Raw genomic sequence first — 26,338 nt, 5'->3', positions numbered from 1 at the left:
CGGGATCAATGGGTTTCGTAGTCGAGCACGCTGCGCGATTCGCGCAGGCCGCCGAGGACTGCAGACACCTCGACATGCGTCGGGTGCTCCAGGTAGGCTTGCAATGCCGACTTGTCGTCGAAGCACGAGACGAGCACGACATCGCAGTTGGCTTCGAGGCCTTCGGTGCGGACAGCGGCCTCGAATTCGCGCATGCCGGGCACGAGGCCCTTGCAGCTGTCGAGCTTGGCCTTGAACTGGGCGGCGTCGCTGGCCTTCTTGAGTTTCCACATCACGATGTGCTTGATCATGGCGTGTCCTTCAATCCTTGTGGCGGGAACGAACGTAGATCAGCACGATGCCGACCGCTGTGAGCGCCGCGCCGGGCACGGCGAGCGACCAGCCGAGGGTCTCTTCGGAGCGTCCGGTCGCGATACCGATGATGATCATGAAAAGCCCGCCGTAGATCAGGATCCAGATCCATTTCTCCAGCGCGGCATGCGGGTTGGCTTCAGCCATCAGAATGCCTCCTCGGGCAGCGCCGTGCAGGTCGGATCGCGACTCTCGACGACGTTGAGCCAGGCGCCGATTTTCGGCAGTTCGTAGTGGAAGAAGTAATCGGCCGCGGCGACGCGCCCCGCCGTGGCCGGCGACGCCTTCGCCGCATCGCGCTCCAGCGCATGCTGTGCAACGTCCAGCCAGATCCAGGCCAGCACCACGTGGCCGAAGGCCTGCATGTAGGGCACGGCGTTGGCGAGAGCCTCCTGCGGATTGCCGGTGGACCACGCGGCCTTCGTCGCGTAGGCGATGCGCTGCAGGGCTTCGGCCAGCGCCTTCGCATGGCCGGCCAGCGCAGGCACCGAAGCAGCGCGCCGCATCGTGTCGGTCATGCGTCCGGCCAGCAGTTGCAGGCCGCGGCCGTCTTCCATCAGCACCTTGCGCCCCAGCAGGTCGGCCGCCTGGATGCCATGCGTGCCTTCGTGGATCATGTTGAGGCGGTTGTCACGCCAGTACTGCTCCACCGGGAAATCGCGCGTGTAGCCGTAGCCGCCGTGCACTTGGATCGCCAGCGAGTTGGCTTCGAGGCACCATTCGCTGGGCCAGCTCTTGGCGATGGGCGTCAACACTTCGAGCAGCAGGCGTGCGTCATCGGCAGCCTGTGCGTCGCCGGTCTTCTGTTCGTCGACCAGCCGCGCGCAATAGAGCTCCAGTGCCAGTGCGCCTTCGCAGTACGCCTTCTGCGCGAGCAGCATGCGGCGCACGTCGGCGTGTTCGATGATGCGGACCTGCGGTCTGGCCGAGTCCTTGCCGGCAGGGCCCGCGGGCCGGCCTTGCGGGCGGTTCTTCGCGTAGTCGAGCGAGGCGTGATAGCCGGCCATGCCGAGCATCGTGGCCGCGGTGCCGACGCCGATGCGTGCCTCGTTCATCATGTGGAACATGCAATGGAGGCCCTTGCCGGGCTGGCCGACCAGGTAGCCCACGGCGCCGGCCTTGCCGCTCACCGGGAACTTGCCTTCGCCGAAATTGAGCAGCGTGTTGGTCGTGCCGCGCCAGCCGAGCTTGTGATTGAGGCCCGCAAGCGCGACATCGTTGCGCTCGCCGGTCAGGCGGCCTTGTGTGTCGACCATCTTCTTCGGCACGATGAAGAGCGAGATGCCGCGAGTGCCTGGAATCAGCTTGCCGTTTTCGTCGGGAATCTTCGCCAGCACGATGTGCACGATGTTTTCGGTCAGCTCATGGTCGCCGGACGAAATCCACATCTTGTTGCCGGTGAGGCGGTAGCGCGGGCCGAGCGGGTCATCTTGGAAATCGGCGCCATCGGGCACGGCGCGCGTCGCGACGTCGCTGAGGCTGGAGCCGGCCTGCGGCTCCGACAGGCACATCGTGCCCGCCCAGCGACCCGCGAATTCGTTCTTGGCGAACACGTCCTTCTGCATCTCGGTGCCGTGCACCATGAGCAGGTTGGCGTTGCCGCTGGTGAGCATGTTCGAGCCGATGCTGACCGAGGCCATGGCGAAGAAGCTGTTGGCTGCGGCCGACAACGTGTAGGGCAACTGCATGCCGCCGATGTCGTAATCCTGCGCCGCACTCAGCATGCCGGATTCGACGAAGGCCTTGTGCGCGTCGTGCGTGGCGCGCGGCAGGATGACCTTTTCGCCATCGAAGTGCGGCTCCTGCGTGTCGACGGTGCGGTTGTACGGCGCGTACTTCTCGCGCGCGATGCGCTCGCAGGTGTCGAGCACCGCGTCGAAGGTCTCGCGCGAATGGTCGGCGAAGCGCTCGCGCTCGCTGAGCGACTCGGCATGGAGCCAGTCGTAGAGAAGGAAATCGAGGGTGGGACGAAGGCTCATGGATCTGTTCGCTGCGCGATCTGTGGGATCTATGGAATGGAAGGCAACCGTGCAATGGTGCCCTGCGCGATGGCGCAGAGCTTTTCCTCGCCGCCAGTGACCGTGAAGACCTCGCAGGTACACACGGCCTGCGACTTGCCCACGTGCACGGCCCTGGCGCGCGCGATCAGGCGCTCGCCGATGGCCGGCCGGACGTAGTTGATCTTGTACTCGGCGGTGACCACCGGCACCTGCATCGCGGTTCCCCCCGCGAAGGTCAGCGCGTTGTCGGCCAGGTAACTCACCACGCCGCCGTGGACGAAGCCGTCCTGCTGCCGGACCTTGTCGGTCACAGGCAGTTGCAGATCGATGAAGCCCGGCGACAGCGCGTGCATCTCGGCGCCGATCAGCACGCTGAAAGGCTGCGACGCCAGCGCCTGCCTGCCCATCGAAAGAAATCGCTCGGGCGTGACCTGCGCTCGCGACGCCATATCAGTTCTCCGCCACGCTTTCGCGAATGAAACCGGCGCAGCCAAATCCAGAAACTCCGCCGAGCCGGCTTTGCCGGGCCGCCGGGGTTGCCCCCGGAAAGGGGGTGGAGAGCGACACGCAGTGCGCGAGCCTGAGGGAGAACTTCATTTCAGAGGACTTCGAACACGCCCGCTGCGCCCATGCCGCCGCCGATGCACATCGTGACGACAACCTTCTTGGCGCCGCGGCGCTTGCCTTCGATCAGAGCGTGGCCCGTGAGACGCTGGCCGCTCACGCCGTAGGGGTGGCCGACCGCGATCGCGCCGCCGTCGACGTTCAGCAGTTCGGCCGGGATGCCGAGCTTGTCACGGCAGTAGATGACCTGCACCGCGAAGGCTTCGTTCAGTTCCCAGAGGTCGATGTCGCTGACCTTGAGGCCCAGGCGCTTGAGCACCTTCGGGATCGCGAAGACGGGGCCGATACCCATTTCGTCAGGCTCGCAGCCCGCGACCGCGAAGCCGAGGAAACGGCCGATCGGCTTCAGGCTCTTCTGCTCGGCGTACTTTTCATCGACGAGCACGCAGGCGCCGCCACCATCAGAGAACTGGCTGGCATTGCCGGCCGAGATCAGGCCGCCGGGGATGGCCGAGCGGATGCCGCTGATGCCTTCCTTGGTGGTGCCGGCGCGGATGCCTTCGTCGTTCTCGATCGTGACTTCCTTGGTGCGCAGGCCCATCACCGGATCGGCTACGCCGGCCAGCACCGTGATCGGGGCGATCTCGTCCTTGAAGCGGCCGGCTTCCAGCGCGGCGGTAGCCTTCTGCTGGCTGGCTGCGCCGTATTCGTCCATGGCGTCGCGGCCGATGTTGTAGCGCTTGGCGACCTGTTCAGCCGTCTGCAGCATGTTCCAGTAGATCTCTGGCTTGTGCTTGACGAGCCAAGGGTCGGCCAGCATGTGCTTGTTGGCTTCGTTCTGCACGCAGGAAATGCTCTCGACGCCACCGGCCACGTAGACCTCGCCTTCGCCCGCGATGATGCGTTGCGCCGCGGTCGCGATGGTCTGCAGGCCCGACGAGCAGAAGCGGTTGATGGTCATGCCCGACGTGGTGATCGGCAGGCCGGCTCGCAATGCGATCTGGCGCGCGATGTTGGAGCCGGTCGCGCCCTCGGGCGTGGCACAGCCCATGATGACGTCGTCCACCGACGCGGGATCGATGCCGGCGCGCTGCACGGCGTGTTGCACCGCATGGCCGCCGAGCGTGGCGCCGTGCGTCATGTTGAAAGCACCCTTCCAGCTCTTGGCGAGCGGCGTGCGGGCGGTGGAAACGATGACGGCGCTGGTCATGGTGTGGTCCTTTGAAGAAGAGGAATGACGGTTACTGTGGCTGTGCGGTGTTGCGCAGCAGCTGGTGATAGAACTGGATCATCTCGGCGTAATTCGAGATCGAGACGCGCTCGTTGGTACCGTGGAAACGCGGGAGATCCTCGCTCTTCACGCGGAACGGCGAGAAGCGGTAGACCGCATCGCTCACGATGCTGAAATGGCGCGAGTCGGTGGCAGCGGTCATCAGGCCGGGTGCCACGAGGGCGTCCGGAAACACCTGCCGCACGGCCTGCTCGATCGAGCGGTAGCCGGTGCTGTTGGTCGGAGAGACCGGCGAAGGCTCCGAGTTGCCAGGATAGCGCTTGACCTGGATCGCGTCGTTGCCCAAGGCGCGCTTGAGATGCGCCTCCACGCTGTCGATCGTGTCACCCGGCAGGATGCGGAAATTGACTGCGGCCTCGATGCGTCCCGGCAGCACGTTGTCCTTGTTGCCGGCGCGCACGATGGTGAGCGCGGTGGTCGTGCGCAGCATCGCGTTGCTGCTCGGGCTCTTCTGGAGCTGGCTTTCGACCAGCGGCCGTGTGAGCCAGAGATTGGAGAGCATCACGCGGTTGATGCCGCTCATCTCCGGCGCGAGCGTGCCGAACATCTCGCCCGCCACGCCCTGGATTCCACCGGGCATCGGGGTCGCCTCCAACCGCGCCAGTGCCGCGCTCATGGTGCCGATGGCGCTGTGCGCCGGCGGCATCGACGAGTGGCCAGGCGCCGTGTCGAGCGACAGGAAGAAGGTGCCGTAGCCCTTCTCCGCCAGGCCGATCAGCGCTGCCGGCTTCGACAGGCCGGGCAGCACGCCATCGAGCACGAGCAGGCCTTCGTCGAGCACCCAATCGAGGCGCACGCCACGCGACTTGAGCAGTTCGGCGATGGGCAGCGCTCCACGCAGGCCGCTCACCTCCTCGTCGTCGCCCATCACGAGGTAGACCGTCTGCTCGGGCTGGAAGCCGCTGCCGATCAGCATCTCGATGGCTTCCATCTGCGCCATCAGGTTGCCCTTGTTGTCGAGCGTGCCGCGGCCCCAGACGAAACCATCCTTGATCTCGCCGGCGAAAGGATCGACCGACCAGGCTTTTTCGGTGCCCGACGCGATGGGCACCATGTCCTGGTGCGCCATCAGTGCGACAGGCTTGGCCGCGGGGTCCGAGCCGGCCCATGTGTAGAGCAGCGCCTTCTGGCCGACCACTTCCTTCTTGAGCGTGGCATGGACCTTGGGGAACTGCTGCGCCAGGTAGGCGTGCAGCTTGTCGAACTCCACGTTGTTCGCGGCCGGGTCTTCGAGGCTGGACACCGTACGGAACTGAATCGCACCGGACAGGCGCTTCGCAGCGGCCTCCTTGTCAATGGGCAATGCGGGCGCGGGCGCCACGGCGAGCTGCCGCGACGGCGTGCGCCAGGTGTTGACCGCCACCGCCGCCACCAGTGCGAGGAGCACCAGCAGCAACGCAAGAGAAACGCGTTTCAGCATAGAGCGGTCTCGCCTCCGGTCAGCTGAACGACTTGCCTTCGGCCACCAGCTTCTGGATCAGCGGCGCGGGCTGCCAGAAGCTCGCGTCGTCGCGCGGATTCCTGGCAAAGCGCTTCATCGACTCGGCCACGTTGTACAGGCCGACCTGCGATGCGTAGTGCATCGGGCCACCGCGCCAGATCGGGAAGCCGTAGCCGGTCAAGTACACCATGTCGATGTCGCCGGACTTGGAAGCAATGCCGTCTTCGAGGATGCGCGCGCCTTCGTTGACCAGGGCGTACACCAGGCGCTGAACGATCTCCTCATCGGAAATCTTGCGCGGCGTGATGCCGATTTCCTTGCGGTGGTCCTCGACCATCTTGTTGACCAGATCGGACGGAATCGCGTCGCGCTTGCCCGCCTGGTAGTCGTACCACCCTGCTCCGGTCTTCTGGCCGAAACGGCCCAGTTCGCAGAGCTTGTCAGCCGTGCGGCTGTACTTCATGTCGGCGATCTCGGTCGCGCGACGCTTGCGGATGGCCCAGCCGATGTCGTTGCCGGCGAGGTCGCCCATGCGGAACGGACCCATCGCGAAGCCGAACTTCTCGATCGCCTTGTCCACTTGCTGGGGCGTCGCGCCTTCGTCCAGCAGGAAGCCGGCCTGGCGCGAATACTGCTCGATCATGCGATTGCCGATGAAGCCGTCGCACACGCCGGAGACGACGGCGGTCTTCTTGATCTTCTTGGCCGTGGACATGACGGTGGCGAGCACGTCCTTGGCGCTTTCCTTGCCGCGCACGACTTCGAGCAGCTTCATCACGTTGGCCGGGCTGAAGAAGTGCATGCCGACCACGTCCTGCGGACGCTTGGTGAAAGCGGCGATCTTGTCGACGTCGAGCGTCGAGGTGTTGGAAGCCAGGATGGCGCCAGCCTTGGCGACGCGATCGAGTTCCTTGAAGACCTTTTCCTTGACGCCGAGTTCTTCGAACACGGCTTCGATGATGAGGTCGGCGTCCTTCAGGTCGTCGTAGTTCAGCGTGGTACTCAACAGTGCCATGCGTTGCTCGTACTTGTCCTGCTTGAGCTTGCCCTTTTTGACCTGTGCTTCGTAGTTCTTCTTGATCGTAGCGATGCCACGATCTAGCGCGTCTTGCTTCATCTCGAGGATCTTCACGGGGATGCCCGCGTTCAGGAAGTTCATCGAGATGCCGCCGCCCATGGTGCCGGCGCCGATCACGCCGACAGCCTTGATGGTGCGCTGGGACGTGTCGTCGGCCACATCGGGAATGCGTGAGGCCGCGCGCTCGGCCATGAACAGATGGCGCAGCGCCATCGATTCGGGCGTGAACATCAGCGCGGTGAAGAGGCGGCGCTCTTCGGCCATGCCGTCGTCGAACTTCATCTTGGTCGCAGCCTGCACGGCATCGACGCACTTGAGGGGCGCGGGGTAGTTCTTCGACATGCCGCCAACCATGTTCTTGGCAAACTGGAAGTAGGCATCGCCTTGCGGGTGCTTGCACGGCAGGTTGCGCACCAGCGGCAGTTCGGCGCCCGTCTTGCCGGCCACCGACTTCGCGAATTCGATCGCCTCGTCGAACACGGATTCGGGCGATGCGGCCAATTTGTCGAACAGCTTCTGGCCGGGCAGCGAGGCGAGCATCTCGCTCTTGACCGCTTCGCCGCTCACGATCATGTTGAGTGCGGTTTCCACGCCGAGTACACGCGGCAGACGCTGCGTGCCGCCGGCGCCGGGCAGCAGGCCCAGCTTGACTTCGGGCAGAGCGACGCTGGCACCGGGTGCGGCCACTCGGTAGTGGCAACCCAGGGCGAGTTCGAGGCCGCCGCCCATGCAGACGGAGTGGATCGCCGCCACGATGGGCTTGGGCGATGCCTCGAGCGCCAGGATCACGCTGAGCAGATTGGGCTCCTGCAGCGCCTTGGGCGTGCCGAATTCCTTGATGTCGGCGCCGCCGGAGAAGGCCTTGCCTGCGCCGGTGATGACGATCGACTTGACGGCCGGGTCGTCGATGGCCTTCGAGAGCCCGTCGGTGATGCCGATGCGCGTCGAGAAACCGAGGCCATTGACCGGGGGATTGGTCATCGTGATCACGGCGACATCGCCGAGCACTTTGTATTCAGCCGTCATGCTGCGTTCCTTTGGGATGGAGAGGATCGAAAAAAGGGTTCGAGGGCGCGACGCACACACTCGGCGCCGGCGCCCTCGCACTTAAAAAGCACGAGTGTTCTTTTTTTGTGAAATTCTAGGCGTTTCCTGTGACCAGGCAACGGCCCCAAGTCGCTGTCGAGACAAATGCAGGAAGCAGTTGGAGGTGGTCAGACCTCCAGCCATTCCTTGCGGGTCGAGGCGTCTGCCCTGAGGCTGTCCGGCGTTCCGTCGAACACGATGCTGCCATGGCCCATCACCAGCGCACGATCGGAGATCTGCATGGCGATGGTCAGCTTCTGTTCGATCAGCAGCACCGAGATGCCCTTGTCTTTGAGGGTGCGCAAGTATTGGCCCACCAGCTCCACGATCTTGGGCGCGAGGCCCTCGGTCGGCTCGTCGATGATGATCAGGTCGGGGTCGCCCATCAGCGTACGGCACAGGGTCAGCATCTGCTGCTCGCCGCCGGAGAGCACGCCGGCCTCCGTGTGCTGGCGCTCCTTCAGGCGCGGGAACATGCCGTACATGTCGTCGAAGGACCAGCGGCTGCCCTTCCCGCCACCCTTCTGGCCCAGCAGCAGGTTCTGGTGCACCGTGAGCTTCGGGAAGACGTCCCGGTTCTCGGGCACATAGCCGATGCCGAGGTGCGCGATTTCGTAGGCCTTCCGGCGCAGGATGTCCTGCTCCTTCCAGCGCAGCGTTCCCTCGGCATGCACCAGGCCCATGATGGCCTTGGCCGTGGTCGAGCGGCCCGAGCCGTTGCGCCCCAGCAAGGCGACGATTTCGCCGGGGCCGACGTCAAACGAAACACCATGCAACACATGGCTCTTGCCGTAATAGGCGTGGATGTCTTGAAGTTTCAGCATGTCAATGTCCAGCGCCCTGTGCGTCGGCAACTGACGAGCCGAGATAGGCTTCCTGCACACGCGGGTTGGCGCGTACGGCGGCGGGGGTGTCGAAGGCGATGACTTCGCCGTAAACCACCACCGCGATCTTGTCGGCGAGACCGAACACCACACCCATGTCATGTTCCACCGTCAGCAGCGTCTTGCCGACGGTGACTTGCTTGATCAACGCGATGAAGTGCGCCGTCTCGGATTTGCTCATGCCGGCGGTCGGTTCGTCGAGCAGGATCACGTTGGCGCCGCCGGCGATGGTCACCCCGATTTCCAGTGCGCGCTGTTCGGCATAGGTAAGGTTCACCGCGTGGACGTCGCGCTTCTTGTCGAGGCCGACCTGGTGGATCAACTCCTCCGTTCGCTCGTTGGCGTCGTCGAGGTTCGACAGGAATCGCAGGAAGCTGTAGCGATAGCCCAGGCTCCACAGCACGCCGCAGCGCAGGTTCTCGAAGACGCTGAGCTTCGGAAAGATGTTCGTGATCTGGAAGCTGCGCGACAGCCCCATCCGGTTGATCTCGAACGGCTTCTTGCCGTCGATGCGCTGCCCGTTGAGCAGCACTTCGCCGCTGGTCGGTGCGAGCCGCCCGCTGATGAGGTTGAACAACGTCGACTTGCCGGCCCCGTTGGGCCCGATGATGCCGATGCGCTCGCCGGCCTCGACGGCCAGGTCGACCCCGCGAATGATTTCGGTCTTTCCGAAATTCTTGCGAAGTCCCTTGAGCTCAAGTGCGTGAGTCATGCGAGCTCCCTCCGCTTGATTTCGGCTTCAATCTCTTCCTGCGCTTGTCCCCAGACGCGCACGAAGCGGCGCCGCACGACCTCGAGCACGGCAAGGCCGATGGCAAGGATCACCACGGCACCGGCCCAGCTTGCGAAGCCGGAGGTATCGAGCGGCACGCCGAAGAAGTTGAGTTCCGGGCCCAGGGCCGAATTGAGCTGGATGTGATAGATCATTTCGATCAGGGCGGCGGCACCGACCACCACCGGAATGGCCGCAAGCAGCAGGCCGATATACAACTTCCAGAGCCGGTTGAACTTGCCGAACTTCGCGACGCGCAGGTTCATCATGATCAGGCTCGCGATGCCGCCGGGTGCGAACATCACCATGAAGACGAACACCAGACCGAAGTAGAGCTGCCAGGCCTTGGAAAGCTCCGACAGCAGCACTGAAGCGAACACCAGCAGCACCGCGCCGATGATCGGACCGAAGAAGAACACGGCCCCGCCAAGGAAGGTGAAGAGCAGGTAGCCGCCAGAGCGAATGGCGTTCAGGCTGTCGGCGGCATTCACGATCTCGAAGTTGATCGCTGCCAGCCCGCCGCCGATGCCCGCGAAGAAGCCGGCGATGATGAAGGCGAAGTAGCGCACGCGCTGCGTGTTGTAGCCGATGAACTCCACGCGCTCCGGGTTGTCGCGCACCGCGTTCAGGATGCGTCCGAGCGGGGTGCCCGTGAAGGCATACATGAGCGCGGTGCAGATGAAGCAATACACGGCGATCAGGTAGTAGACCTGGATCTGCGGCCCGAAGGTGATGCCGAAGAAGGGCCTGCCGTAGACGCGGTCGGTGGTCACGCCACCCTCTCCGCCGAAGAAGCCGGGGAACATCAGTGCCATCGAGGCCACGAGTTCGCCGATGCCCAGCGTGATCATGGCGAAGGTGGTGCCAGACTTCTTGGTGGTGACGAAGCCCAGGAGGATCGCGAAGAACATGCCGGCCAAGCCGCCCACCACCGGGATCAGCACCAGCGGAATCGGCCAGCCGCCCTTGCCCGCCAGGTTCATCGCGTGGATGGCGATGAAGGAGCCGAGCCCGGTATAGACGGCATGCCCGAAGCTCAGCATGCCGCCCTGTCCGAGCAGGATGTTGTAGCTCAGGCAGATGATGATGAGATAGCCCATCTGCGAGAGCATCGTCAGCGCGAGGCTGGTCTTGAAGATCATCGGCGCGACGATCAGCACGATCGCGAACAGCGACCAGATGAAGTAGCGCCCGATGTTCCAGGGCTTGAAGCGGTAGTACTGCGTGGTCATGGTCAGTCTTCCCGCGTGCCGAGCAAGCCCTTGGGCCTGAAGATCAGAATCAGAACGAGGAACAGGTAGGGAAGGATCGGCGCCACCTGCGAGATCGTGAGATTGAGCAAGGGATAGCCGAAGGTGCTCTCGTTCACCGCAACGCCGATGGCACGCAGGCCGGAGGCCATGGACTGGTCCATCGCCACCGCGAAGGTCTGAATGATCCCGATCAACAACGACGCGAGAAAAGCGCCCGCAAGCGAGCCGAGGCCGCCCACGACGACCACGACGAAGATGATCGAGCCCACCGATGCCGCCATCGCCGGCTCGGTCACGTAGGTGTTGCCGCCGACCACACCCGCGAGCCCGGCAAGCGCGGCGCCGCCGCCGAACACCAGCATAAAGACACGCGGCACGTTGTGCCCGAGCGCTTCGACCATCTCGGGGTGCTTGAGGGCCGCCTGGATGACCAGCCCGATGCGGGTGCGCGTCAGCAGCAGCCACACCGACACCAGCATCAGCAGGGCGACCAGCATGATGAACGAGCGCGACTTGGGAAACTGGGTGCCGAACAGCGTGAAGAGTGGACCCTGCAGCTGCGTCGGAAGCCCGTAAGGCACCGTGGAGCGCCCCCAGACCAGTTGCACCACTTCGAGGATGAGGAAGGACAGACCGAAGGTCACCAGCAGTTCAGGCACATGCCCGAACTTGTGCACGCGCCGGAGGCTGTAGCGTTCGAAGGCCGCGCCCAGCGCGCCCACCAGCAGCGGCGCGATGAACAGTGCCGGCCAGAAGCCGATGATGCCGGAGAGCGTGTAGGCCACGTAGGCCCCGAGCATGTAGAAGCTGGTGTGCGCGAAATTGAGCACGCCCATCATGCTGAAGATCAGTGTCAGGCCAGAACTCAGCATGAACAACAGCAAGCCGTAGCTCACGCCGTTGAGCAGCGAGATGACGAAGAATTCGACGTTCATCGGTCCTCGAGGTCACGTAAGAAAAGAAAAAGGCCCGAGTTTTGAAGTCGGGCCTCGACCGGTCTGTTTTCCGCAGGGGAATCAGGGGCTCGGCCGCTTCATTTCGCACGAGGTGGGCGTGCTGGCGACGTAGGGCTCGTAGTACTTGACCGGCACGAAGGTGTAGCCCGTGCCTTCTGAGTCGATCGGGTACTTGCCGCCCGCCTTGTCCCACTTGGTGATGTAGAGACCCTGCTGCAACTGGTGGTCAGCCTTGCGCACCTCGACGTCCCCATTGAAGCTCTTGAACCTCAAACCTTCCAGCGCCGCAGCCACCTTGACCGGATCGGTCGACTTGGCCTTGACAAAGCCGTCGGTGAGCATCTGCAGCGTCGTGTAGGCCGCCGAGGTGTAGAGGTCTTCCTTGAACTTCTTGTTGAAGGCAACGGCCAGGCGCTCGATTTCGCCGCCCATGTTGTAGTGGCCGTACCCGACCTGATACACCTTGCCGGCCGAGGCGGCGCCCATGGCCGTCGGCGTGCCGCTCACGGTGCCGTAGTAGGTGTAGAACTTGACGTTGTTGAGGCCGGCGTCGTTGGCCGCCTTGATCAGCAGTGCCAGATCGGAACCCCAATTGCCCGTAATCACCGTATCTGCGCCCGAGGCCTTGATCTTGGCGACGTACGGCGCGAAGTCGCGCACTTGCGCCAGGGGGTGGAGGTCTTCGCCGACGATCTGCACGTCAGGACGCTTGCGGGCCAGGTTTTCCTTGGCGAACTTCGCGACCTGCACGCCGTGCGAGTAGTTCTGGTTCAGCAGGTAGACCTTCTTGACGTCCGGTTGGTCCTTCATGAAGGTTGTCAGCGCTTCCATCTTCATGGAGGTGTCGGCATCCATGCGGAAGTGCCAGTAGCTGCACTTGCTGTTGGTCAGGTCGGGATCGACTGCAGCGTAGTTGACGTACAGCATTTCCTTGCCCGGATTGCGGGCGTTGTTCTTTTCGAGCGCGTCGATGATCGCCAGCGCGGCGCCCGAGCCGTTGCCCTGCACGACGTAGCGCGCACCCTGGTCCTGGGCCGAGCGCAGCGCGCTGGTGGTTTCCTGCGGGCTGAGCTTGTTGTCGATGCCGATGATCTCGAACTTGACGCCGGCGGCGTTCTTCTTGTTGAACTCTTCGGCCAGGAACTGGAAGGTCTTGAGTTGGTTGGTTCCGACCGCGGCCATCAAGCCCGACAGCGGGTCGAGCCAGGCGATCTTCACGGTTTCACCCTTTTGAGCCAGAGCGCCTGTGGCGGTGGCTGCGAGGACGGCGGCGGTTGCAATTTTCAGAGCGAATTTCATTCCGTATCTCCTGGTCATACTGTCAGTGCGAGGCGAGGTTACAAGCCTTTGGAACCTCGCCCGTCAGGGATTGCCCGTAAGAAATCGGCCGCGAGGGCCGTTTCTATCACCCATGCGACAGAGCGCATCTGGATGGTGCTACCGGCCGGTAGGATTCTTCCGAAATCCAGCTCAGACGCCGGGCAGCTTGTAGTCACGCAGCAGCTCGCGCAGCCGGGTCTTCAGGATCTTGCCGGTCGCGCCGATCGGGATCGCCTCGACGAACACCACGTCGTCGGGAATCTGCCACTTGGCTGTCTTGCCTTGATAGAAGGCCAGCAGTTCGTCTCGCGAGACCTCGGCGCCCGGCTTTTTCACGATCGCGACGATCGGCCGCTCATCCCACTTGGGATGCGCGACGCCGATGCAGGCCGCCATCGCGACGCCCGGATGCGCCACCGCGATGTTCTCGATGTCGATCGAGCTGATCCACTCGCCGCCGGACTTGATCACGTCCTTGCTGCGGTCGGTGATCTGCAGGAAGCCGTCGACATCGATGGTCGCGACGTCACCGGTGGGGAACCAGCTGCGCCCCTGCGCATCCTGGATCAACGGGTCGCCACCCTCCCCCTTGAAGTATTCCTTGACCACCCACGGGCCCTTGACCAGCAGGTCGCCATACGCTTTGCCGTCCCAAGGCAAGTCCTTGCCGTCGCCGTCGACGATCTTCATGTCCACACCGAAAATCGCGCGCCCCTGCTTCATGCGGATTGCGGTCTGCTGCTCCGGCGACATGTCGAGGTGCTTGTTCTTCAGCGTGCAGAGCGTACCGAGCGGCGACATCTCGGTCATGCCCCAGGCATGCAGCACCTCCACCCCGTATTGCTGCTGGAAAGCGTTGATCATGGCCGGCGGACAGGCGGAGCCACCGATCACCGTCCGCTTGAGCGTCGAGAACTTGAGCCCGTTGGCCTGCAGGTGGCCCAACAGCATCTGCCACACGGTCGGCACGCCGGCCGCGAAAGTCACCTTCTCGGATTCGAGCAACTCATAAACCGACTTGCCGTCGAGCGCCGGGCCGGGAAACACCAGCTTGGCGCCGACCAACGCGGCCGAGTACGGAATGCCCCAGGCATTGACGTGGAACATCGGCACGACCGGCAGCACCGAGTCGCGGGCCGACAGCGTCATCACGTCCGGCAGCGCGGCGGCGTAGGCGTGCAGCAGCGTAGAGCGATGGCTGTAGAGCGCCGCCTTGGGATTGCCCGTGGTGCCGCTCGTGTAGCACATGCTCGATGCGGAGTTCTCGTCGAAGCTCGGCCACGGGTATTCCGTGGAGCGCTGGCCCATCCAGGCTTCGTAGCTCACCAGGTTGGGCACGCCGCTGTCGGCCGGCAGCTTGTCGGCATCGCACAGGGCGATCCATTTCCTGACAGTGGTGCACTTGGCGTGTACCGCTTGCACGAGCGGCAGGAAGGTCAGGTCGAAGCACAGGATCTGGTCTTCCGCATGGTTCGCGATCCAGGCGATCTGATCGGGATGGAGCCGCGGATTGATGGTGTGCAGGACGCGGCCGGATCCGCTCACACCGTAATAGAGCTCGAGGTGGCGATAGCCATTCCAGGCCAGGGTGGCGACGCGGTCGCTGAAGAGCAGTTGCTCGTCGTCCAGGGCGTTGGCAACCTGGCGCGACCGCGCGGCGATCTCCCGCCATGTCGAGCGGTGGATGTCGCCCTCGACCCGCCGCGACACGATCTCGGCGTCGCCGTGGTGACGTTCGACGAACTCGATCAGCGACGAGATCAGCAACGGTTGGTCCTGCATCAAACCCAGCATCTATTGGCTCCTGTGGAAATGGACTTCAAAAATTGAGGGCCAATGCGATGTGACCATCGGTTGCCCCGTGACGACCATGAGGTTCGCTTAGTTTCGGCTCGTCACACAATGTCAGAAACCCGGAGTGCTCGGTCCGAAAACGACAGTTGGCCCGTATGGGACGGGGTTGGCGCCCGTGCGGGACAATCCTCCCCCATGAGCATGCTTGCAGACGAAGCGGATGTCGTTGACCTTGGCCTGCGCTGGACCCCGGGGTTTTCAGCGCTGGGCCCTGGATTCTTCACCGAACTCGACCCCAGACCATTGCCCGAGCCCTATTGGGTCGGCCGCAGCGCGGCAGTCGCGCGCGAACTCGGCCTGGACGAATCCTGGCTGTATTCGGCCGAAGGGCTGGCGGCCTTCACGGGCAACGTGGCGATCGCTGGAGTGCGGCCGCTGGCGACCGTCTACAGCGGCCATCAATTCGGCGTCTGGGCCGGCCAGCTTGGCGATGGCCGGGCCATCCTGCTGGGCGAAACCGCCGGCGGGCTGGAAATTCAGCTCAAGGGCAGCGGCCTGACGCCGTACTCCCGCATGGGTGACGGACGGGCCGTGCTGCGGTCGAGCATCCGGGAGTTCCTGTGCAGCGAGGCGATGCATGCGCTGGGCATTCCGACCACGCGCGCGCTGTGCGTGACCGGCTCGGACGCCCGCGTGCGCCGCGAGGAACTCGAGACTGCCGCCGTCGTCACGCGCGTAGCGCCCAGCTTCGTTCGCTTCGGGCATTTCGAGCACTTCGCCGCCAACCAGCGCGACGACGAACTCCGCGCCCTGGCCGACTACGTCATCGACCGCTACTACCCTGCCTGCCGCGCGACATCACGCTTCAATGGCAACGCCTACGCCGCGCTGCTGGAGGCGGTGAGCGAACGCACGGGAGCGCTGCTCGCTCAATGGCAGGCGGTCGGTTTTTGCCATGGCGTGATGAACACCGACAACATGAGCATCCTCGGGCTCACCATCGACTACGGGCCCTTCCAGTTCCTCGACGGCTTCGATCCGCGCCATATCTGCAACCACAGCGACACGGCCGGCCGATATGCCTACAACCAGCAGCCCAATGTGGCGTACTGGAATCTCTTCTGCCTCGCACAGGCGCTGCTGCCGCTGATCGGCGATCAGGAAGTCGCGGTCGCGGCATTGGAGTCGTACAAGAGCGTCTTCCCCAGCGAATTCGAGGCTCGCATGCGCTCCAAGCTCGGGCTTGTCGACACTGTGGATTCCGATCGCGCACTGATCGAGGGCGTGCTCAAGCTGCTGGCACAGGAAAAGGTCGACTACACGATCTTCTGGCGTCGTCTGTCCGGGCACGTCGCAGGCGACAATCCGGACTCGGTACGCGATCTCTTCATCGACCGGACGAGCTGCGATACCTGGCTGCAATCGTTTTCAGAGCGCCGCGCGCAGACTCCCGCGGCGCAGTCGGCAGACCTGATGCTCAAGACCAATCCCAAATTCGTGCTGCGGAACCACTTGGGTCAGCAGGCGATCGAAGCGGCGCAGCAAAAGGACTTTGCCGGCGTCTCCACCTTGCTTGCGCTGCTCGAAACCCCATTTGAAGAGCACCCCGGCCACGACGCCTTCGCCGGATTCCCGCCCGACTGGGCCTCCACCATCGAGATCAGCTGCTCATCATGACTTCTCCCATCCAGAAGACCGACGCCGAATGGAATGCCATCCTCGCCGAGAAAGGTGCCGAGCGCGGCGCCTTCGAGGTTACGCGCCACGCTGCCACGGAGCGCCCTTTTACCGGCAAATACGAAGCCCACTGGGAAGACGGCACCTACCACTGCATCTGCTGCGGCGCCAAGCTGTTCGAGTCAGCGACCAAGTTCGACGCCGGCTGCGGATGGCCCAGCTTTTCGCAGGAAGCCGTGCCGGGCGCGATCCGAAACATCGTCGACCGTTCGCACGGCATGGTGCGCACCGAAAATGTGTGCGCGAATTGCGGCGCCCATCTGGGGCATGTGTTCCCTGACGGCCCGACCGAAACCGGCCTGCGCTACTGCATGAACTCGGCCTCGCTGGATTTTCAAAAGCGCGAGACGGACTGAACTCAAACATGAAACTGATCCTCGACTTCTTCCCGATCCTGCTGTTCTTTGGCGCTTTCAAGCTCTACGACATCTACACCGCAACCGGCGTGCTGATGGCAGGCACAGTCATCCAGATGGCCATCATCTGGTTCACCGAGCGCAAGTTGCTGCCAATGCAGAAGGCCACGCTGGTGTTGATCCTGCTATTCGGAACGCTCACACTCGTGCTGCACGACGATCGCTTCATCAAGTGGAAGCCGACCGTGCTCTACGGCGCGATGGCGCTGGCGCTGGCCGTGGCGCTGTGGGGATTCAGGAAGAACTTCCTCAAGATGCTGCTGGGCGCGCAACTGGAGTTGCCGACGCACATCTGGGGACGCCTCAACGTGGCGTGGATCGCGTATTGCCTCTTCATGGCCGTCATCAACGGTTATGTGGCGGCGTATTTCAGCACCGAGGCATGGGTCAACTTCAAGCTGTGGGGCTATGTGTTCCCTATCGTCTTCCTGGTCGCACAGGGCCTCTATATCTCTCCGTACCTCAAGTCTGACAAGCCCGCAGCATGAGCCTTCCGACCTCCAAGGATCTTGAGGTGCGTCTGCGCGATGCACTTCAGCCCACCGTGCTCGAAGTGATCGACGAAAGCGCCTCGCACGCCGGTCACGCTGGTGCAGGACCGGAGGGCTATGGCACGCATTTCAGGGTGCGCATCGCCTCCCCGCTGTTCGCCGGCAAGCCCCGCGTGGCGCGCCATCGGCTTGTGTATGATGCGCTGCAACTTTTCATCGCACAGGGCCTTCACGCGATTGCCATCGAGACGCTTTGAAGCGCTTTGATCTTTCCCCGCCTCCTCTGTGCGGCGAAAAACTCCCCCCTTTCAATACAAGCGCTTTCCAAAACAACTGCGCGTTTTCTCCTCCAGGACCGAGGCTCCCTCTATGAAGAAACACATCTTGCAGGCCGTCGCGGCCGCCGTACTCGTTGGCGCCCTGCCCGTCGCTGCCTTTGCGCAGAATGCGGCCATCGTCAACGGCAAGCCGGTGCCGAAGGCACGCATGGACGTGCTGGCGCAGCAACTCGCTGCGGCGGGTCGCCCGGTCACGCCGGAAATGCAGAGCCAGCTGCGCGAAGAAGTGATCGCGCGTGAAGTCTTCATGCAAGAGGCCCAGAAGCAAGGCCTGGACGCCACGGACGACTACAAGAACCAGCTCGAACTGGCCCGCCAGGCCATCCTGATCCGCCAGCTGTTCGAGAACTTCCGCAAGACCAACGCCGTCTCCGACGCCGACGTGCAGGCCGAATACGACAAGTTCGTCGCAGCCAACAGCGGCAAGGAATTCAAGGCCCGCCATATCCTGGTCGCCACAGAAGACGAAGCCAAGAAGATTCTGGCCGAACTCAAGAAGGGTGCGAAGTTCGAAGACATCGCCAAGAAGCAAAGCAAGGATCCGGGATCGGGTGCGAACGGCGGCGACCTGGATTGGGCGGCGCCTGCGAGCTTCGTCCCCGAGTTCTCGGAAGCGATGATCAAGCTCAAGAAGGGCGAGACGACTGCCGCGCCGGTCAAGTCGCAGTTCGGCTATCACATCATCCGCGTGGATGACATTCGCCAGGCGCAACTGCCGAAGGTCGAAGAGGTCAAGCCGCAGATCACGCAACAGCTGCAACAGCAGCGCCTGCAGAAGTATCAGGAAGACCTGCGCGCGAAGGCAAAGGTCGAGTAACTGGCACTCCCCCAGGTTGGCTCACTTCGTGTAGCCGCCACCCCCTCGCCGGGGGAAACACCAGCAGCCCGGCTAAGCCGGTTCAGCGGTGTTTCTCGAACAAGAAAAAGGCGGCCCTTGGGCCGCTTTTTCGTTGGGCGCTGGTGCTCAATCCACCCATTTTCTCGCGTTGCGCCAGATCCGCATCCAGGGGCTGAATTCGCTCTTGTCGCTTGATGTCCAGCTCATTTGAATGTTTCGGAACACGCGCTCGGGGTGAGGCATCAGCGCGGTGAAACGTCCATCGGCGGTGGTCACGGAGGTGAGGCCGCCTGCGCTGCCATTCGGATTGAACGGATAACGCTCGGTCGCCTGGCCGAGGTTGTCGACGAAGCGCATCGCGGCGATCGCTTTGGCCGGGTCGCCACGGTGCTTGAAGTTGGCATAGCCCTCGCCGTGCGCCACTGCGATCGGCAGGCGGCTGCCGGCCATGCCGGCGAAGAAGAGGCTGGGCGAATCGAGCACTTCGACCATCGACAGCCGGGCCTCGAAACGCTCGCTCTGATTGGTCGTGAAGCGCGGCCAGGCTTCGGCGCCGGGGATGATGTCGGCCAGTTCGGCGAACATCTGACAGCCATTGCAGACGCCGAGGCCGAAGGTGTCGGCCCGACCGAAGAAGCCCTTGAATTGATCCGCCAGCTTCGGGTTGAAAGTGATGCTGCGCGCCCAGCCGATGCCGGCGCCCAGCGTGTCGCCGTAGCTGAAGCCGCCGCAGGCGACCACGCCCTTGAAATCGGCCAGGTCTGCCCTGCCCGTCTGCAGGTCCGTCATGTGGACGTCGTAGGCCTCGAAGCCTGCTTCGGTGAAGGCGTAGGCCATTTCGACGTGCGAGTTGACGCCCTGCTCCCGCAGGATGGCGACCTTGGGCCTGGCGAGATTCAGGAAGGGCGCCGCAACGTTCTCGGCCACTCCGGCCGCCAGCACCACGTGCGCGCCAGGGTCTTGCGGATCTCCGGCCGCGGCGTGTTCGGCATCGGCACATTCGGGGTTGTCGCGCTCGCGGCAGATCTTCCAGCTGACCGAATCCCAGACCTGATGCAGGTCGCTGAGATTGGCGCTGAAGACGGACTTGGCGTCGCGCCACACCTCCACCTTGCCCTTGCCGGCGTCCATGGTCGAGCTGGCGGGGCGGGTCTTGCCGACGAAATGGCTGTGCGTGCTGAGGCCGTGGGCACGCAGTGTCTGCATGACCTCGTTGCGTTCGGCCGTCCGCACCTGGAGCAGCATGCCGAGCTCTTCGTTGAAGAGCGCCTTGAGCGTGAGTTCCTCGCGGCGGGCACTGACCTGGCCGGCCCAGTTCTTCGCATCTCCGTATTCGGCACGGCTGTCGCTGATACCGTCGCCCTCGGTGACCAGCAGGTCGACATTGAGCGCCACGCCGACGTGTCCGGCAAAGGCCATCTCGCACGCAGCTGCGAACAGGCCTCCGTCGCTGCGGTCGTGCATTGCGAGGATCTTGTCCTCGGCGCGCAGCGCATTGACCGCCGCGACCAGCTTGACCAGATCTTGCGGATCGTCCAGGTCGGGCACCGTATCGCCGCTCTGCGCGAGAGTCTGCGCCAGGATGCTGCCGGCCATGCGGTGCTGGCCTCGGCCGAGGTCGACGAGCACCAGCGTGGTATCGGGCTCGTTGGCGTCGAGCTGCGGCGTGAGCGTGCCGCGCACATCGGCCAGCGTGGCGAAGGCGCTCACGATCAGGCTGACCGGCGACGTGACCTTCTTCTGCTCGCCGCCATCCTGCCATTGCGTGCGCATCGACAGCGAGTCCTTGCCGACCGGGATCGAGATGCCGAGCGCCGGGCACAGTTCAAGGCCCACTGCCTTGACGGTCTCGTAGAGCGCGGCGTCCTCGCCCGGCTCGCCGCAAGCGGCCATCCAGTTGGCCGAGAGCTTGACCCTCGACAGCTCGATGGGCGCTGACAGCAGATTGGTGATGGCCTCGCCCACCGCCATGCGGCCAGAGGCAGGTGCATCGATGGCCGCGAGCGGGGTGCGCTCGCCCATGCTCATCGCCTCGCCCGCAAAGCCCTTGTAGTCGGCCAGCGTCACTGCGCAATCAGCCACGGGCACCTGCCAGGGGCCGACCATCTGGTCGCGATGGCTGAGCCCGCCCACGGTGCGGTCGCCGATCGTGATCAGGAAGCGCTTGGATGCGACGGTGGGATGCGACAGCACGTCGATCGCGGCCTTCTGCAGGTCGACGCCCGTGAGGTTCAGTGGCTTGAAGCGGCGCTCGACGGTCTTCACGTCGCGCAGCATCTTGGGCGGCTTGCCGAGCAGCACGTCCATCGGCATGTCGACTGGCTGCGCTTCGGCACCTTCGTCGGCCACGAGCAGTTGGCGAGCCTCTGTCGCGACGCCGACCACAGAGAACGGGCAGCGCTCGCGTTCGCAGAAGGCGCGGAACTGCTCGAGCGATTCCGGTGCGATGGCCAGCACGTAGCGCTCCTGGCTTTCGTTGCACCAGATTTCCTTCGGCGCCATGCCCGATTCCTCGAGCGGCACGGCGCGCAGGTCGAAGCGTGCGCCCCTCCCGGCGTCGTTGGTGAGCTCGGGGAAGGCATTGCTCAGGCCGCCGGCGCCCACGTCGTGAATCGCGAGGATGGGGTTGGCGTCGCCCTGCTGCCAGCAATGGTTGATGACTTCCTGCGCACGGCGCTCGATCTCCGGGTTGCCGCGTTGCACCGAATCGAAGTCCAGTTCGGCCGCATTGGCGCCCGTCGCCATCGAACTCGCCGCGCTGCCGCCCATGCCGATGCGCATGCCGGGCCCGCCCAGCTGGATCAGCAAGGCACCGGCCGGAAACTGGATCTTTTTGGTCTGCTTGGCGTCGATGCTGCCGAGCCCGCCCGCGATCATGATGGGCTTGTGATAGCCGCGCTGCACGATGTCGCCGTCGCTCTCGATGGCCTGCTCGTACTCGCGGAAATAGCCCAGAAGATTGGGCCGGCCGAACTCGTTGTTGAAAGCGGCGCCGCCCAGCGGCCCCTCGGTCATGATCTGCAGCGGGCTCGCGATGTGGCCCGGCTTGCCATAGCTGCCCTCTTCCGGCCAGAGCTTCGAGACGGTGAAGCCGGTCAGGCCCGCCTTCGGCTTCGAGCCGCGCCCGGTGGCGCCCTCGTCGCGGATCTCGCCGCCTGCGCCGGTCGATGCGCCCGGGAAAGGCGAGATGGCCGTCGGGTGGTTGTGCGTCTCGACCTTCATGAGCACGTGGCTCAGGGCGTTCTGCTTTTCGTAGCTGCCCGACTCCGAGGCGGCTACAAAGCGCTCGATCTGCGTGCCTTCCATCACCGAGGCGTTGTCGGCATAGGCGATGACCGTGTGCTGCGGGTTCTGGCGCTCGGTGTGCCGGATCATCGAGAACAGGCTCTGCGGCTGCGACTGACCGTCGATGATGAAGTCGGCGTTGAAGATCTTGTGGCGGCAGTGCTCGCTGTTGGCCTGCGCGAACATCATCAGCTCGACGTCGCTCGGATTGCGGCCGAGCCGGGTGAAGGCGTCGACCAGATAGTCGATCTCATCCTCCGCCAGTGCGAGTCCGAAGTTCTTGTTGGCCTCGACCAGCGCGGCGCGGCCACCACCCTGCACGTCGACCTGCGCCATCGGCTGGGCCGGCAACTCGGCGAAGAGATTGGCGGCCTGGTCCAGCTGGGCCAGGACCGATTCAGTCATTCGGTCATGCAGCAGATCGCCAACGGCGGCGAGCTTGTCGCCTTCCAGCGTGGCGGCCTTGCCCAGGGCCTTGTCGAGCAGCGGCGCCTTCAGGGTCAGGTGGTATTCGGTGACGCGCTCGACGCGGCGCAGCGCGAGTCCGCAGTTGTGCGCGATGTCGGTCGCCTTGGAGGCCCAGGGCGACACCGTGCCCAGCCGCGGGGTGACGACGATGGTCGGCCCGGACCTGGCCGGGGCGACGAAGGGCTCGCCATAACCCAGCAGCGCGGCGAAACGCTCGCGTCCGGCCGCGTCCAATGCCGTCTCGGTGACGACCAGATGCACGAAGCGGGCGCTCAGGCCCTCGATGCGCGGATCGACGGCCTGCAGCCGGGGCAGGAGCTGGCGGGCCCGGAACTCGCTGAGCGCGCTGCCGCCCTCGAAGAAAGTCACCACAGGGGGCGCGGAATGGGAAAGCGGATTCACGGGCAACGTCACAGTCGGATCGGCCGGGCGGCCGCGTTGAGAATGAAGAAATCGAGGCGGCGGCCGCTGACTGGGGCCATCCGCGCTAACCCTGAATTTTAACGGCTCCAATGGGATAATTCCCGGCATGAGCATTACCTACAAAGACGCCGAAGGCGTGGCCGGCATGCGCGTGGCCTGCCGCCTCGCCTCCGAAGTGCTGGACTACATCACTCCGCACATCAAGCCCGGCGTGACCACCAACGAAATCGACAAGCTCGCCCACGACTACATCACACAGGTCCAGGGCGCGATCCCGGCCCCCCTCAACTACATGGGCGCCAGCAGCGTGCCCTACCCCAAGTCGATCTGCACCTCGGTCAACCACGTGGTGTGCCACGGCATCCCGAACGACAAGCCGCTCAAGAAGGGCGACATCGTCAATTGCGACATCACCGTCATCAAGGACGGCTGGCACGGCGACACCAGCCGCATGTTCATCGTCGGCGACGCTTCCATCGCGGCCAAGCGCCTGTGCGCCTTCACCTACGAGGCAATGTGGCACGGCATCGTCAAGGTCAAACCGGGCGTGCGCCTGGGCGACATCGGCTTCGCGATCCAGCGTTTTGCCGAGAGCAACGGTTTCTCGGTGGTGCGCGAGTTCTGCGGCCACGGCATCGGCCGCGGCTTCCATGAAGAGCCGCAGGTGCTGCACTACGGCAAGCCCGGCACGCTCGAGGAACTCAAGCCCGGCATGACCTTCACCATCGAGCCGATGATCAACGCCGGCAAGCGCGACATCAAGGAAGACGCCAAGGGCGGTCAGTACGACGGCTGGACCATCGTCACACGCGACCATTCGCTGTCGGCGCAGTGGGAACACACGGTGCTGGTCACCGACACCGGCTACGAAGTCCTCACGCTGTCGGCAGGCAGCCCGCCGACCCCCGCGTTCGTCAGCGCCGCGGCTTGACGCAGCGCCGGCCTTTCAGGGCGCTCATGGTGGACATCCCATCGTTGCGTGACGCCTACCGGACGCACAAGCTGGCCCTGTTCGATCAGCTGCGCAGCGCGCGTGCGCCCGCGCGCAGCGTCCACACGGTGCTGCGCCAACTCGCCGCCCTGGCCGACGAGACCCTGAGCGCGCTGTGGTCGGACGCCGGATTCGGCAACCAGCTTGCGCTGGTCGCGGTCGGCGGTTTCGGACGGGGCGAACTCTTCCCCTACTCGGACGTCGACGTGCTGCTGCTGTTGCCCGAGGGACACGGGGCGGACATCGACCCTGCGCGGCTCGAAGCCTTCATCGGCCACTGCTGGGATGCGGGACTCGAGATCGGCTCCAGCGTCCGCACGGTCGCCGAATGCCTGGCCGAGGCCGCCAAGGACGTGACGGTACAGACCTCGCTGCTCGAATCGCGCCTGGTCGTCGGCGACAAGAAGCTCTACACCGCGTTTCGCAAGAACTTCCTTGCGGCCATGGACCCGCAGGCCTTCTTCACCGCCAAGTCGCAGGAGATGCGGCACCGGCACCAGAAGTTCGAGAACACGCCGTACGCACTCGAACCCAATTGCAAGGAATCTCCCGGCGGCCTGCGCGACCTGCAGACCATCCTGTGGATGACCAAGGCCGCTGGCTTCGGCAACCGATGGGACGACCTCGCCAAGAACGGCCTGGCCACCACCTTCGAGATCCAGCAGATCAAGCGCAACGAGGCGCTGCTGTGCCTGATCCGCGCGCGTCTGCACGTCACGGCCAACCGGCGCGAAGACCGTCTGGTGTTCGACCTGCAGACCGCCGTGGCCGCCACCTTCGGGTACGTCGGCGAATCGCAGCGCAAGGCGAGCGAGGCGCTGATGCGCCGCTACTACTGGGCGGCCAAGGCGGTCACGCAGCTCAACCAGATCCTGCTGCTCAACATCGCCGATCGGCTGCAGCCGCAGGCCGAGGAGCCGACGCCCATCAACGAGCGCTTCTTCGAAAAGGCCGGACTGATCGAGGTCGCGAGCGACGACCTCTACCTGAAGGATCCGCACGCGATCCTCGAAACCTTCCTGCTCTACCAGAAGACCATCGGCGTCAACGGCCTGTCGGCCCGGACGCTGCGCGCCCTCTACAACGCGCGCCATGTCATGGACAGCAAGTTCCGCAACGACCGCGTGAACCACATGACCTTCATGCGCATGCTGCTGGAGCCACGCGGCATCACGCATGCACTCCGGCTCATGAACCAGACATCGGTGCTCGGCCGCTACCTGCGCGTGTTCCGCAGCATCGTGGGGCAGATGCAGCATGACCTGTTCCATGTCTACACGGTCGACCAGCACATCCTGATGGTGGTGCGCAACGTGCGCCGCTTCTTCATTGCCGAGCATGCGCACGAGTACCCCTTCTGCTCGCAGCTCGCCGCCGGCTGGGACAAGCCTTGGATCCTGTACATCGCGGCGCTCTTCCATGACATCGCCAAAGGCCGCGGCGGCGACCATTCGACGCTGGGCGCACGCGACGTGCGGCGCTTTTGCCGGCAGCACGAGATTCCGCGCGAAGACGCCAAGCTCATCGAGTTCCTGGTCTTGGAGCACCTGGTGATGAGCCAGGTCGCGCAGAAGCAGGACTTGGGCGACCCGGAGGTGATCGGCGCCTTCGCCAAGCGGGTCGGCAACGAGCGCTACCTGACGGCCCTCTACCTGCTCACCATCGCCGACATCCGGGGCACCTCGCCGCGCGTGTGGAACGCGTGGAAGGGCAAGCTCCTCGAAGACCTCTACCGCTACACCCTGCGCGCCTTCGGCGGGCGCATGCCCGACCCCGGCGCGGAGACCGAGTCGCGCAAGCGCGAGGCCCTGGTCCAACTCGCGCTGCATGCCGAGCCGCTGGATGCGCACAAGGCGCTGTGGGAGACGCTCGACGTCGGCTACTTCATGCGTCACGACGCGTCGGAGATCGCCTGGCACGCCAAGCAGCTGTCTCGCCACGTGCCGCATCCGGGCGTGCCGATCGACCCCCAGACCCCGCCCATCGTGCGCGCCCGGCTTTCGCCGGTGGGCGAAGGGTTGCAGGTGGTGGTCTACACGCCCGACCAACCCGACCTGTTCGTGCGCATCTGTGGCTATTTCGACCAGTCGTCGTTCAGCATTCTGGATGCCAAGGTGCACACGGCGACCAACGGCTTCGCGCTCGATACCTTCCAGGTGGTTACCACCTTCATCCCCGAGCACTATCGCGACCTGATCAACATGGTCGAGGCCGGCCTGACCAAGACGCTGACCGAAGCGGGCCCCCTGCCCGCACCGAGCAAGGGCCGCGTATCCCGCCGGGTGCGCAGCTTCCCGATCAAGCCTCGCATCAGCCTGCTGCCCGACGAGAAGGCGCAGCGCTGGCTGCTCAACATCTCGGCGAGCGACCGGGCGGGCCTGCTGTATTCAGTGGCGCGCGTGCTGGCGCGCCACCATCTGAACCTGCAACTCGCCAAGATCACGACGCTCGGCGAGCGTGTCGAGGACACGTTCTTGATCAGCGGGCCCGAGCTGCAAGGGCAGCGGGCCCAACTGGCGATCGAGACGGAGTTGCTCGACGCGCTGGCAGCCTGAGGAGCA

At 64.4% G+C, this 26,338-nt stretch carries 21 protein-coding genes; 7 read left to right on the top strand and 14 right to left on the bottom strand.

The genetic code is table 11. The features are described from left to right. Positions 1 to 5: 5 nt before the first annotated feature. From QTI24_RS03505 to QTI24_RS03445, 13 genes are all read right to left on the bottom strand, one after another. Positions 6 to 290 carry a Dabb family protein gene (locus tag QTI24_RS03505; RefSeq protein WP_286598354.1) on the bottom strand — a complete coding sequence of 95 codons (285 nt, stop codon included), beginning with the start codon at positions 288 to 290 and terminating at the stop codon, positions 6 to 8. A gap of 10 nt (positions 291 to 300) precedes the next feature. After that, complete coding sequence (locus QTI24_RS03500; protein WP_286598352.1) at positions 301 to 498, bottom strand: hypothetical protein; 198 nt, start codon at positions 496 to 498, stop codon at positions 301 to 303. Next, positions 498 to 2,330, bottom strand: a complete 1,833-nt coding sequence (locus QTI24_RS03495) for an acyl-CoA dehydrogenase (protein WP_286598350.1) — start codon at positions 2,328 to 2,330, stop codon at positions 498 to 500. Before QTI24_RS03495 ends, QTI24_RS03500 begins: the two co-directional genes overlap by 1 nt. 29 nt (positions 2,331 to 2,359) lie before the next feature. After that, positions 2,360 to 2,800, bottom strand: a complete 441-nt coding sequence (locus QTI24_RS03490) for a PaaI family thioesterase (RefSeq protein WP_286598349.1) — start codon at positions 2,798 to 2,800, stop codon at positions 2,360 to 2,362. 149 nt (positions 2,801 to 2,949) lie between these two features. After that, positions 2,950 to 4,125 carry an acetyl-CoA C-acyltransferase gene (locus QTI24_RS03485; RefSeq protein WP_286598347.1) on the bottom strand — a complete coding sequence of 392 codons (1,176 nt, stop codon included), beginning with the start codon at positions 4,123 to 4,125 and terminating at the stop codon, positions 2,950 to 2,952. Between the two features lie 31 nt (positions 4,126 to 4,156). After that, positions 4,157 to 5,626 carry a M20 family peptidase gene (locus tag QTI24_RS03480; RefSeq protein ID WP_286598345.1) on the bottom strand — a complete coding sequence of 490 codons (1,470 nt, stop codon included), beginning with the start codon at positions 5,624 to 5,626 and terminating at the stop codon, positions 4,157 to 4,159. A gap of 19 nt (positions 5,627 to 5,645) precedes the next feature. Beyond that, entirely contained in the window at positions 5,646 to 7,751 is a 2,106-nt protein-coding gene (locus QTI24_RS03475) for a 3-hydroxyacyl-CoA dehydrogenase NAD-binding domain-containing protein (protein ID WP_286598343.1), read from the bottom strand. Positions 7,752 to 7,939: 188 nt separating this feature from the next. Further along, complete coding sequence (locus QTI24_RS03470) at positions 7,940 to 8,635, bottom strand: ABC transporter ATP-binding protein (RefSeq protein ID WP_286598341.1); 696 nt, start codon at positions 8,633 to 8,635, stop codon at positions 7,940 to 7,942. Between the two features lies 1 nt (position 8,636). Next, the gene (locus QTI24_RS03465; protein WP_286598339.1) at positions 8,637 to 9,407 is read right to left on the bottom strand and encodes an ABC transporter ATP-binding protein; all 771 of its coding nucleotides are present in this window, start codon (positions 9,405 to 9,407) and stop codon (positions 8,637 to 8,639) included. Continuing rightward, positions 9,404 to 10,699, bottom strand: a complete 1,296-nt coding sequence (locus QTI24_RS03460; RefSeq protein ID WP_286598338.1) for a branched-chain amino acid ABC transporter permease — start codon at positions 10,697 to 10,699, stop codon at positions 9,404 to 9,406. Before QTI24_RS03460 ends, QTI24_RS03465 begins: the two co-directional genes overlap by 4 nt. Before the next feature lie 2 nt (positions 10,700 to 10,701). Further along, positions 10,702 to 11,655 carry a branched-chain amino acid ABC transporter permease gene (locus QTI24_RS03455; RefSeq protein ID WP_286598337.1) on the bottom strand — a complete coding sequence of 318 codons (954 nt, stop codon included), beginning with the start codon at positions 11,653 to 11,655 and terminating at the stop codon, positions 10,702 to 10,704. A gap of 81 nt (positions 11,656 to 11,736) precedes the next feature. Then, entirely contained in the window at positions 11,737 to 12,975 is a 1,239-nt protein-coding gene (locus tag QTI24_RS03450) for a branched-chain amino acid ABC transporter substrate-binding protein (RefSeq protein ID WP_286598336.1), read from the bottom strand. Between the two features lie 171 nt (positions 12,976 to 13,146). Next, positions 13,147 to 14,790, bottom strand: coding sequence for a 3-(methylthio)propionyl-CoA ligase (locus tag QTI24_RS03445; RefSeq protein ID WP_286598335.1), 1,644 nt, complete (start codon positions 14,788 to 14,790; stop codon positions 13,147 to 13,149). Between the two features lie 195 nt (positions 14,791 to 14,985). Here QTI24_RS03445 and QTI24_RS03440 point away from each other — a divergent pair, with 195 nt between their 5' ends. From QTI24_RS03440 to QTI24_RS03420, 5 genes are all read left to right on the top strand, one after another. After that, positions 14,986 to 16,467 carry a protein adenylyltransferase SelO gene (locus QTI24_RS03440; protein WP_286598334.1) on the top strand — a complete coding sequence of 494 codons (1,482 nt, stop codon included), beginning with the start codon at positions 14,986 to 14,988 and terminating at the stop codon, positions 16,465 to 16,467. Then, complete coding sequence (gene msrB / locus QTI24_RS03435; RefSeq protein ID WP_286598333.1) at positions 16,464 to 16,883, top strand: peptide-methionine (R)-S-oxide reductase MsrB; 420 nt, start codon at positions 16,464 to 16,466, stop codon at positions 16,881 to 16,883. The genes QTI24_RS03440 and msrB overlap by 4 nt, the downstream gene beginning before the upstream one ends. Before the next feature lie 8 nt (positions 16,884 to 16,891). Next, positions 16,892 to 17,431, top strand: a complete 540-nt coding sequence (locus tag QTI24_RS03430) for a septation protein A (protein ID WP_286598331.1) — start codon at positions 16,892 to 16,894, stop codon at positions 17,429 to 17,431. Then, entirely contained in the window at positions 17,428 to 17,691 is a 264-nt protein-coding gene (locus tag QTI24_RS03425) for a BolA family protein (RefSeq protein ID WP_286598330.1), read from the top strand. The genes QTI24_RS03430 and QTI24_RS03425 overlap by 4 nt, the downstream gene beginning before the upstream one ends. A gap of 112 nt (positions 17,692 to 17,803) precedes the next feature. Then, positions 17,804 to 18,589 (top strand): peptidylprolyl isomerase, encoded by a 786-nt coding sequence (locus QTI24_RS03420; RefSeq protein ID WP_286598329.1) that lies wholly within the window; start codon positions 17,804 to 17,806, stop codon positions 18,587 to 18,589. A gap of 147 nt (positions 18,590 to 18,736) precedes the next feature. Here QTI24_RS03420 and purL read toward each other — a convergent pair whose 3' ends face one another. Further along, positions 18,737 to 22,765 (bottom strand): phosphoribosylformylglycinamidine synthase, encoded by a 4,029-nt coding sequence (gene purL / locus QTI24_RS03415; protein ID WP_286598328.1) that lies wholly within the window; start codon positions 22,763 to 22,765, stop codon positions 18,737 to 18,739. 127 nt (positions 22,766 to 22,892) lie between these two features. Between purL and map the strand changes: the two genes are divergently transcribed. Both map and QTI24_RS03405 read left to right on the top strand, forming a co-directional pair. Next, entirely contained in the window at positions 22,893 to 23,717 is an 825-nt protein-coding gene (map, locus tag QTI24_RS03410; protein ID WP_286598326.1) for a type I methionyl aminopeptidase, read from the top strand. A gap of 26 nt (positions 23,718 to 23,743) precedes the next feature. Continuing rightward, entirely contained in the window at positions 23,744 to 26,332 is a 2,589-nt protein-coding gene (locus QTI24_RS03405; RefSeq protein ID WP_286598324.1) for a [protein-PII] uridylyltransferase, read from the top strand. The last annotated feature ends 6 nt before the right edge of the window (positions 26,333 to 26,338 follow it).

The organism is Variovorax sp. J22P240, from assembly GCF_030316855.1.
In the GTDB taxonomy this organism is placed as follows: Bacteria; Pseudomonadota; Gammaproteobacteria; order Burkholderiales; family Burkholderiaceae_C; genus Variovorax.
The sequence above is the reverse complement of the archived record's forward strand: the minus strand, read 5'-3'. Positions and strand labels throughout refer to the sequence as shown.

Bases quoted from the DNA above. Each gene is read 5' to 3' on its own strand.
- QTI24_RS03430 (WP_286598331.1), top strand. From the start codon at position 16,892: ATGAAACTGATCCTCGACTTCTTCCCGATCCTGCTGTTCTTTGGCGCT.
- QTI24_RS03455 (WP_286598337.1), bottom strand. From the start codon at position 11,655: ATGAACGTCGAATTCTTCGTCATCTCGCTGCTCAACGGCGTGAGCTAC.
- QTI24_RS03485 (WP_286598347.1), bottom strand. From the start codon at position 4,125: ATGACCAGCGCCGTCATCGTTTCCACCGCCCGCACGCCGCTCGCCAAG.
- msrB (WP_286598333.1), top strand. From the start codon at position 16,464: ATGACTTCTCCCATCCAGAAGACCGACGCCGAATGGAATGCCATCCTC.
- QTI24_RS03450 (WP_286598336.1), bottom strand. From the start codon at position 12,975: ATGAAATTCGCTCTGAAAATTGCAACCGCCGCCGTCCTCGCAGCCACC.
- QTI24_RS03405 (WP_286598324.1), top strand. From the start codon at position 23,744: ATGGTGGACATCCCATCGTTGCGTGACGCCTACCGGACGCACAAGCTG.
- QTI24_RS03460 (WP_286598338.1), bottom strand. From the start codon at position 10,699: ATGACCACGCAGTACTACCGCTTCAAGCCCTGGAACATCGGGCGCTAC.
- QTI24_RS03480 (WP_286598345.1), bottom strand. From the start codon at position 5,626: ATGCTGAAACGCGTTTCTCTTGCGTTGCTGCTGGTGCTCCTCGCACTG.
- QTI24_RS03470 (WP_286598341.1), bottom strand. From the start codon at position 8,635: ATGCTGAAACTTCAAGACATCCACGCCTATTACGGCAAGAGCCATGTG.
- map (WP_286598326.1), top strand. From the start codon at position 22,893: ATGAGCATTACCTACAAAGACGCCGAAGGCGTGGCCGGCATGCGCGTG.
- QTI24_RS03440 (WP_286598334.1), top strand. From the start codon at position 14,986: ATGAGCATGCTTGCAGACGAAGCGGATGTCGTTGACCTTGGCCTGCGC.
- QTI24_RS03490 (WP_286598349.1), bottom strand. From the start codon at position 2,800: ATGGCGTCGCGAGCGCAGGTCACGCCCGAGCGATTTCTTTCGATGGGC.
- QTI24_RS03465 (WP_286598339.1), bottom strand. From the start codon at position 9,407: ATGACTCACGCACTTGAGCTCAAGGGACTTCGCAAGAATTTCGGAAAG.
- QTI24_RS03500 (WP_286598352.1), bottom strand. From the start codon at position 498: ATGGCTGAAGCCAACCCGCATGCCGCGCTGGAGAAATGGATCTGGATC.
- QTI24_RS03420 (WP_286598329.1), top strand. From the start codon at position 17,804: ATGAAGAAACACATCTTGCAGGCCGTCGCGGCCGCCGTACTCGTTGGC.
- QTI24_RS03475 (WP_286598343.1), bottom strand. From the start codon at position 7,751: ATGACGGCTGAATACAAAGTGCTCGGCGATGTCGCCGTGATCACGATG.
- QTI24_RS03425 (WP_286598330.1), top strand. From the start codon at position 17,428: ATGAGCCTTCCGACCTCCAAGGATCTTGAGGTGCGTCTGCGCGATGCA.
- QTI24_RS03505 (WP_286598354.1), bottom strand. From the start codon at position 290: ATGATCAAGCACATCGTGATGTGGAAACTCAAGAAGGCCAGCGACGCC.
- QTI24_RS03495 (WP_286598350.1), bottom strand. From the start codon at position 2,330: ATGAGCCTTCGTCCCACCCTCGATTTCCTTCTCTACGACTGGCTCCAT.
- QTI24_RS03445 (WP_286598335.1), bottom strand. From the start codon at position 14,790: ATGCTGGGTTTGATGCAGGACCAACCGTTGCTGATCTCGTCGCTGATC.